At 40.3% G+C, this 4,987-nt stretch carries 6 protein-coding genes and 1 pseudogene; 5 read left to right on the forward strand and 2 right to left on the reverse strand.

Annotation, left to right across the window (positions count from 1 at the left end; translation table 11 throughout):
• From N9I19_RS25405 to N9I19_RS23820, 3 genes and pseudogenes are all read left to right on the forward strand, one after another.
• Positions 1-189 (forward strand): annotated as a pseudogene (locus tag N9I19_RS25405) (IS5/IS1182 family transposase); the annotation flags it as partial.
• Between the two features lie 282 nt (positions 190-471).
• Positions 472-1,326, forward strand: coding sequence for a RhaT/GlcU family sugar-proton symporter (locus tag N9I19_RS23815; protein WP_061461839.1), 855 nt, complete (start codon positions 472-474; stop codon positions 1,324-1,326).
• A gap of 15 nt (positions 1,327-1,341) precedes the next feature.
• Positions 1,342-2,127, forward strand: coding sequence for a glucose 1-dehydrogenase (locus N9I19_RS23820; RefSeq protein WP_089365041.1), 786 nt, complete (start codon positions 1,342-1,344; stop codon positions 2,125-2,127).
• A gap of 129 nt (positions 2,128-2,256) precedes the next feature.
• Here N9I19_RS23820 and N9I19_RS23825 read toward each other — a convergent pair whose 3' ends face one another.
• On the reverse strand, positions 2,257-2,802 hold the full coding sequence (locus N9I19_RS23825) for an NADPH-dependent FMN reductase (protein ID WP_289321250.1): 546 nt from the start codon (positions 2,800-2,802) through the stop codon (positions 2,257-2,259).
• A 19-nt stretch (positions 2,803-2,821) separates the two neighbouring features.
• Complete coding sequence (locus N9I19_RS23830; protein ID WP_317779194.1) at positions 2,822-3,100, reverse strand: hypothetical protein; 279 nt, start codon at positions 3,098-3,100, stop codon at positions 2,822-2,824.
• 507 nt (positions 3,101-3,607) lie between these two features.
• Between N9I19_RS23830 and N9I19_RS23835 the strand changes: the two genes are divergently transcribed.
• Both N9I19_RS23835 and N9I19_RS23840 read left to right on the forward strand, forming a co-directional pair.
• A complete protein-coding gene (locus N9I19_RS23835; RefSeq protein ID WP_317779195.1) occupies positions 3,608-4,024 on the forward strand; it encodes an RrF2 family transcriptional regulator in 417 nt (138 codons plus the stop codon).
• Between the two features lie 114 nt (positions 4,025-4,138).
• Positions 4,139-4,846: a nitroreductase family protein gene (locus N9I19_RS23840; RefSeq protein ID WP_289320933.1), complete on the forward strand. Its 708-nt coding sequence runs from the start codon at positions 4,139-4,141 to the stop codon at positions 4,844-4,846.
• Positions 4,847-4,987: the final 141 nt, after the last annotated feature.

The raw sequence follows: 4,987 nt of genomic DNA on the forward strand, positions 1-4,987 counted from the left end.
CTTCAAGAAGAAATCAATCAAGATCGTGAAAACCATGGAAAGAAGCCTTTTCCATCAGATAAATTTGATAAAGAAGAAACCAAAGAGATTAAAGAAAGTACAACAGATCCTGAGAGTGGTTACTAGGTGAAAGATGAACGGACAAAACAGTTTGCCTATTCATTTCACACGGCTGCAGACCGCAATGGTTGTTCTCCCTCATCTTTATCGGAACGACGGCTGTTTATGAAAGTGATTATTTCAAGGTAGTGATGATTCGGAAATGGACATGCAACATCATAACATGGTGGGTAGCTGCAATTAATATCACTATCGTCAAAAAGGGCTGAGACTGCAGCCCTTTTTGTGTTGAACACTATTTCTGCGGGAACTGGATAAAATTACCGAGGTTCAATTCAAATAATGCGAACAACATATTAAGAGAATATAAAATGAAATTTCCGTTAGTACATACAAATATGGGGGTTGAAGATGGATATATTATTAGCTCTCTTGCCTGCATTATTCTGGGGAAGCATCGTTTTATTTAATGTGAAACTTGGGGGGGGACCCTATAGTCAAACACTAGGTACAACGATTGGCGCCTTGATTTTCTCAATTGGTGTTTATATTTTTGCCGATATCAAGTTGTCACTTTTGGTGTTTGGCGTCGGGATCGTTTCTGGATTGTTTTGGGCCGTTGGACAAGCTAATCAGCTTAAGAGCATTGATTTAATGGGTGTTTCCAAAACGATGCCGATATCAACTGGATTACAGCTCATTTCAACGACTTTATTCGGGGTCATTGTTTTTCACGAATGGTCTACTATGAAAGCGGTCATTTTAGGCGTTTTGGCACTAGTTTTCATTATTATAGGAATTGTCTTGACCTCCTTGGAAGATAAAGAATCAAAAGAGGGCAAATCGGGAAACTTGAAAAAAGGAATCATTATTCTCCTCATCTCGACGTTCGGTTATTTGGTCTATGTGGTCGTAGCCCGGCTTTTCAATGTTAATGGCTGGTCAGCATTGTTCCCTCAAGCGATCGGGATGGTGATAGGCGGTCTATTATTGACCTTTAAACATAAACCGTTTAACAAATATACGATCCGCAATATAATTCCCGGACTGATATGGGCTGCAGGGAACATGTTTTTATTCATATCCCAGCCCCGTGTTGGAGTGGCTACGAGTTTTTCCCTTTCTCAAATGGGCATAGTCATATCAACTCTCGGCGGGATCATCATATTACGTGAAAAGAAAACGAAGCGCCAACTAATTGGAATCGTTATAGGAATTATCTTGATTATCATAGCCGGGATTATGCTCGGATTGGCAAAAAGTTAATTGGAGGGTGATTAAATGTATACAGATTTAGAGGGTAAGGTCGTTGTTATAACCGGTTCATCCACTGGTTTAGGAAAGGCGATGGCCATTCGCTTTGTTCAGGAAAAGGCAAAGGTCGTGGTTAATTATCGCACTAAATCAGAGGAAGCGGACAGTGTATTGGAAGAAATCAAAAACAATGGTGGGGAAGCTATTGCAGTGAAATGTGATGTCACGGTTGAAGAAGATATGATTAACATTGTTCGATCTGCGGTAAAGGAATTCGGGAAACTTGATATATTTATTAATAATGCAGGAGTAGAAAATGCCGTTCCATCTCACGAGATGCCGTTAAGCGACTGGAATAGGGTAATCGACACCAATTTAACCGGTAATTTCTTAGGCTGCCGTGAAGCGATCAAGTATTTTGTCGAGAACAATGTTAAAGGGAATGTGATAAACATGTCCAGTGTACATGAGATGATTCCCTGGCCTTTATTCGTACATTACGCGGCAAGCAAGGGCGGTGTGAAGTTGCTTACGGAAACCCTGGCGCTTGAATATGCACCGAAAGGGATTCGTGTGAACAGCATTGGACCTGGAGCCATCGCCACGCCAATTAATGCCGACAAACTTGAAGATCCCGAAAAGAAAAAGGATCTGGAAAGCATGATTCCAATGGGGTATATCGGAAAGCCTGAGGAGATTGCCGCGGTTGCCGTATGGCTGGCATCTTCAGAATCCAGTTATGTAACGGGCATCACTTTATTTGCTGATGGCGGGATGACGAAATATCCTTCATTCCAAGCTGGAAGAGGATGAATGTATCTGACTGGAAAAGGCAGGATTTAAATCGAGAAGGAGCACTGCCATCAAGGCTCATTTAACTCATGAATGAAGCAGCAAGAATCCCAGCAGGAGCGATCTGCTGGGATTCTTGTCTTAAAAGCATTAACGAGTATGATGATTATACCAGCTAATGAAGTTATCGACGACCGTATCGATAAACTGGACAGTCGACTCATGTGTAAGACTGCCTTCGTCATTGATTTTGTCATGCACGGCTCCGACGTATACTTCATTCCCGGGAAGGAGCGGGGAGGAGATGCCTAGAGCGAATAGGATTTCACGTAAATGCAATTGAGCTTTAACCGTTCCTAATTGCCCCATTGACGCACCCATGATCCATGAAGGTTTGCCAATCAAGACTTTATCCACACGTGACAACCAATCGATGGCATTGCCCAATACGCCTGGAATCGTCCCATTGTATTCAGGCGTTACCCATAGGACTGCGTCTGCATCAGCCACTTTGCTTTTAAATTCTTTCACGACTGCAGGAGGATCATTTTCAATATCTTGATCATAAAAAGGAAGGTCCCGAATGTTTAAGATTTCGAGATCAAAACGATCTTGATATCTAGTTTGAATATATTTGGCAAGCTTTAGGTTGTAAGACTCTTTACGAATACTTCCCACTATTGCAACAATTTTCATCTTCATTACCTCCGATTGTTTATTTTTCATGGATAATCATGTTAATAAGTTCCACTAGTCTATTATAATTGGAAATTAAATGAAAGGGAAAAGGGATGCTTAGGAAATAATCTTTCACTGAATCACCCTTCTTTCGAACAACGGTGGAATGCTTCTCCAAAATGAAGCCAAAAAAGGAAGCGAGCATTTGCTGAAAAAGCATCCCAAGTACAACGGGTACAGTGACGGCAGCAGGGAAATAGGTAGTCGCAAGAACGGATCCTGCACTGATGCTTCGCATTCCTCCTGTAAATGTCAAGGTGATGATATCCCCCTTTCCCCATCTTGAAAATTTTACCGACCACCCAAGAATGGACATACCCTGAAGCAGCTATGAACAAAACCAAGAGGGCCATGATCATTAATTTCCGTTCCAAGCCAATAACCAGCTTATAGTCGTGATGAGAGGGTCTTTAGCATCATTCATTAACACTTCCTGAGTGAAAATTCTATTAAGTTAGTTTAACCTATTTTGGACAAATAACTAGTCCATTTTTTTTCCTGGTTTTTGTAAAATGGGGACAAGCATTTAATGGAAGGTGATATAAAATACGCCAAGTGGGAGTACTGTGTTTATCCATTCATTTTGGTGACAGATTCCGCTTCCCATTACTATCACTGCTCCGAAAAACTCCGATCGGTCCAAAAGGGTCTGCAAGGCTTTCCCGCATGGCTGTTCATTTAAAAGAGGTTTTAGGAAGAATTGTTCGATGCAGCGTTTTATATTCATTGAAAAATAGTTTAAAGTAGAGGAGAGGTGAAAGAAATGTCTGAAAAGGTATCCAGTATAATGTGGTTTAGTCTTGCAGTACAAGCTCTGCTCGTTCTTGCAGATCAGGATGGATTATGTAATAGTGCTAAATTGGCTGATAAGCTTGATTCGGAGTCGGGTTTTCTCAGAAAAATATTAAGTAATTTAGTTAAGGCAGGGCTGATTCAAGCGAAGGAAGGCAGGGATGGCGGATATTCACTAGCCAAAAATCCCGAACAAATCATACTTGCAGATATATACGCTGCAATTAAATCCGAACCTTTTTCAAAGGGCTTCCTTGATGTGAATGATAAAAAATGCTTTCATCCTTCTTCTCGCGACGCTTTATGCGGTTTGAAAAACGAGATGGAGAGCTGGATTATACAAGGCTTGGAACAAAAGACGATTGCTGATTTACTATCAAAATCTTAAAGTGAAAAACGAAACTAATAGGGTTTCGTTTTTCTTAAACTGTATTTGACAAAAGAACAGTATTCGTAATATACTGTTCCTGTAATATACACAGTTAAATGGAGGTCATTATAAATGACAAAAAATACAATGAGTAAAGAAGAGTACCTAAATAAATCGAAAGAATTGAATATACCGCTAGAAAAGCCGAAGGTCCTTACTGATACAGACTTCCTTACGGTCGCAAAAGAACGGAGATCTGTTCGCCAATACGATGCTGAATACGTGATGACTGAAGAAGAAATTAGAGAAATCCTTGAGGTTGCGATTCAAGCACCGTCTTCTTCAAACTTACAGCCATGGAGATTCCTTGTGATTCAAGATAAGCAAACCCAACAAGAATTGCTGCCTATCGCAAATAACCAACAACAAATTGTTGATGCATCTGCTGTCATTGCCGTTTTAGCTGATATAGAAGGTTACAAAAATGCTGAGCGAATTTATGGTGAATTGGTGAATAAAGGGATCATGAAGAATGAAATCAAAGAGCCATATGTAGCTTCCATCATCCATAATTACGGTAACTTTTCTGCTGAAAAGGCTTTAAGTGTAGCCATGATTGACGGTGGCTTGGTTTCCATGCAGATCATGTTAGCAGCAAAAGCAAAAGGATACGATACAGTCCCAATGGGAGGGTTCGATGAAGCCAAATTTGTGGATGCATTCAATGTACCGGAAAACTTCAAACCTGTCATGTTAATCTCCCTTGGAAAAGGAACTAAAGCAGGATTTGAAAAAGTCCGTTTGCCACTAGATACTTTATTGACTTGGAATAAATACTAAGGTTCAACATTTAAGGATTTTTGGAGCAAGGATTGGATATGAAGTAAAAGGATAGCTGAAATTCGGAGGGCACTGAAAAAGTCCCTTCGGGCCAATAGAGGTAGATTTTCTCAGTTTATTCTGAGGAAATCTACCTTTTTT

The organism is Peribacillus sp. CSMR9 (assembly GCF_033141925.1).
GTDB classification, from domain to species: Bacteria; Bacillota; Bacilli; order Bacillales; family DSM-1321; genus Peribacillus; species Peribacillus simplex_A.

Bases quoted from the DNA above. Each gene is read 5' to 3' on its own strand.
- N9I19_RS23815 (WP_061461839.1), top strand. From the start codon at position 472: ATGGATATATTATTAGCTCTCTTGCCTGCATTATTCTGGGGAAGCATC.
- N9I19_RS23820 (WP_089365041.1), top strand. From the start codon at position 1,342: ATGTATACAGATTTAGAGGGTAAGGTCGTTGTTATAACCGGTTCATCC.
- N9I19_RS23825 (WP_289321250.1), bottom strand. From the start codon at position 2,802: ATGAAAATTGTTGCAATAGTGGGAAGTATTCGTAAAGAGTCTTACAAC.
- N9I19_RS23835 (WP_317779195.1), top strand. From the start codon at position 3,608: ATGTCTGAAAAGGTATCCAGTATAATGTGGTTTAGTCTTGCAGTACAA.
- N9I19_RS23840 (WP_289320933.1), top strand. From the start codon at position 4,139: ATGACAAAAAATACAATGAGTAAAGAAGAGTACCTAAATAAATCGAAA.